General features: G+C 44.0%; 1 protein-coding gene and 2 pseudogenes. All 3 read right to left on the reverse strand.

The window, feature by feature from the left end; all coding sequences use genetic code 11:
- Positions 1 to 880: pseudogene (locus AU511_RS16690) on the reverse strand (IS3 family transposase); the annotation flags it as partial.
- Positions 881 to 973: 93 nt separating this feature from the next.
- Positions 974 to 1459: a hypothetical protein gene (locus AU511_RS16700; protein WP_094110349.1), complete on the reverse strand. Its 486-nt coding sequence runs from the start codon at positions 1457 to 1459 to the stop codon at positions 974 to 976.
- Positions 1456 to 2080 (reverse strand): annotated as a pseudogene (locus AU511_RS16705) (hypothetical protein); the annotation flags it as partial. The pseudogene AU511_RS16705 and the gene AU511_RS16700, both read right to left, overlap by 4 nt.

The raw sequence follows: 2080 nt of genomic DNA on the forward strand, positions 1-2080 counted from the left end.
CTCGTATAATGACTGCCTTGATCGCTGTGGAACATCACTCCGACGGGCTTACCACGCGTTTCCCATGCCATTTCCAGCGCTTTCATGGTAAGTCTGCTGTCCGGCGAGAACGACATTGCCCAGCCCACTGGTTTTCTTGCGAACAGATCGAGAACAACGGCGAGGTACGCCCAGCGCTTACCCGTCCAGATATAGGTCACATCACCGCACCACACCTGGTTTGGCTCCGTTACGGCGAACTGTCGCTCAAGATGATTCGGGATGGCAACGTGCTCATAACCGCCACGCTTATACCGGTGAGTCGGCTGCTGGCAACTGACCAGCCCCAGCTCTTTCATGAGCCTGCCGGCAAGCCAGCGCCCCATCTGATAGCCTCTCTGGGTTACCATGGTGGCGATGCTTCTTGCTCCGGCCGAACCGTGGCTGATGCCATGCAACTCAAGTACCTGACTGCGTAATACAGCCCGTCTGCCGTCTGGCTTTTCAGGACGGTTTTTCCAGTATTTGTAGCTACTGCGATGAACCCTGAATACGTGGCAGAGTGTGGCCACTGGATAACGCGCCCTGAGTTTCCCGATTAACGAGAACTGTTCAGGGAGTCTGACATCAAGAGCGCGGTAGCCTTTTTTAGAATATCGTTTTCCATTTCAATACGTTGCAGCTTTTTCTTTAGCTCACGTATTTCGATTTGTTCCGGCGTTATCGGGGATGCTTTTGGCGTTTTGCCCTGACGCTCATCACGCAGTTGTTTGACCCATTTCGTCATCGTGGAAAGACCAACATCCATTGCCTTAGCAGCGTCAGAGACGGTGTAATTTTGGTCGACAACCAGCTGAGCTGATTCGCGTTTGAATTCAGGACTAAAATTTCTTCTTTTCATTGGTGCACCTGTGTTGTTCTGAGGTGAGCATATCACCTCTGTTCAGGTGGCCAAATTCAGTAAACCACTTCAGTTTTAGGGGCCGGGGTTTTTCTAATTATTCAACGAGTAAGCCTTTAAAAAATCGTTATACGTTTCATGAAGATGATAGAATTTCGCATCGGGATCATCTTTTAATTCCTCATATCTGTCCATTAGCTTTTTGAATAAACCTTCTGGTACGGGATAAGGATCTGTCTCATTTTTTGCACAGTAAAAATAGAACAGCGCTTTTCCAAGCTCTGCAATAGTTATATTGTATGCATTACCTTTTAAATACTCAAAGGCGTAAGACCACTGCTCTGACAACAATAAAAAATTTAGTGCCGAACCTTTAATAAAAACACCATCAATATTATTTGAATTAATTATTTTTTTACAAAAAAACAGACAACACTCCTGGTCTTTAACGAATAAATCACTGAGGCACTCTAATGCATCATCCTCTGGATCATTAAAGGAATCAGGCTCTACATAGCCATTAGTCAAGTAGTTTTCCAAACCTTCAATATTTTTTTCGGTACTATTCACCTTTATCATTTGAATGCTCCCGTATTAACAGTTGAAAGTCTTTGCGTGCCATCAGGTAATATTGTCCATGTAGCATAAACCCTTACGTTACCGTTAGATCCTGATACAACAACAGATGTTTGTCTATTTGCAGACGTAGCACCCTGCGCAGAGTCCAATAACTTATCCATTATCATGCTGTTATTACTAACAGTATTCACTATACCTGCTTGATCTAATACACGAGCCATATCTTGAGAGCGCTCAATATTATGGATTTGTTTTTCTAGCGTTTCCATCTTTTTCGCATTATTTGGGTCTTTTGCAAATTCTTTTTGGCTGCTAATTTTTACATCTTTTAAAGAATTATATTCTTTTTGCAAAGACTCAAGGTCACCAGAAGCTTTTCCACGCATATATAGTTCAATCTTATCGACAGGTATTTTCGCATCACCTTTTACAGCAGTGATGTGATTTTTCCCATTAGCATCTGGAAGTGAGCTAACCTCAAAACTATTAGACAACCGTTGTTTAGCAGCCAGCGCCTCCATCTTACTGGCTGCTGCCGAACCTATTACAGGCGTCATCGAAGCAGCAACAATCTTTATCCCGTCATAGGTCGAGACATACTGCTCCGCTGTCGCCTTGTCC

It is taken from the genome of Lonsdalea iberica, from assembly GCF_002111585.1.
Lineage (GTDB): Bacteria > Pseudomonadota > Gammaproteobacteria > Enterobacterales > Enterobacteriaceae > Lonsdalea > Lonsdalea iberica.

What these genes read in the sequence shown, in the direction of transcription:
- AU511_RS16700 (WP_094110349.1), bottom strand. Translation starts at nt 1,459, where the DNA reads ATGATAAAGGTGAATAGTACCGAAAAAAATATTGAAGGTTTGGAAAAC.